The organism is Pyxidicoccus fallax (assembly GCF_012933655.1).
Taxonomy (GTDB): Bacteria; Myxococcota; Myxococcia; order Myxococcales; family Myxococcaceae; genus Myxococcus; species Myxococcus fallax.
On the sequence record NZ_JABBJJ010000818.1, the window covers coordinates 1 to 385 of the forward strand.

1 protein-coding gene is annotated in these 385 nt (G+C 59.2%); it reads right to left on the reverse strand.

Going from position 1 to position 385, the window contains the following annotated elements; genetic code table 11:
* A partial coding sequence (locus tag HG543_RS54310; RefSeq protein WP_343073679.1) for a methionyl-tRNA formyltransferase occupies window positions 1-383 on the reverse strand: 383 nt, incomplete at its 3' end.
* Between the last annotated feature and the right edge of the window lie 2 nt (window positions 384-385).

The window sequence follows — 385 nt, forward strand, 5'->3', positions numbered from 1 at the left end:
ATTTCCAGCCAGCTCATTGGCCACGGATTAAACGCGCGGATGCAGCGTTCCAACTGCGCAGCGGAAAGCGACCAATCGATACGAGCCTCTTCTTTACTCAGCTTTTCGGCATGGCACACCAGCGATTCATCTTGTACTTCAGGCCGTGCGGTGCCGTTGGCCAGTTGGGCTAACGTTGCCAGCAGCCCCTGAGGGCCGAGCTCGGCCAGCTTATCGTACAGGCTGCCGCTGGTGTCCTCTGCGGTAATGGGGCAGGAAAGCTTATACAGCATATCCCCCGTATCAAGGCCGACGTCCATCTGCATGATGGTTACGCCAGTTTCGCTATCCCCCGCCCACAGTGAACGCTGAATAGGCGCTGCGCCACGCCAGCGCGGTAGCAGCG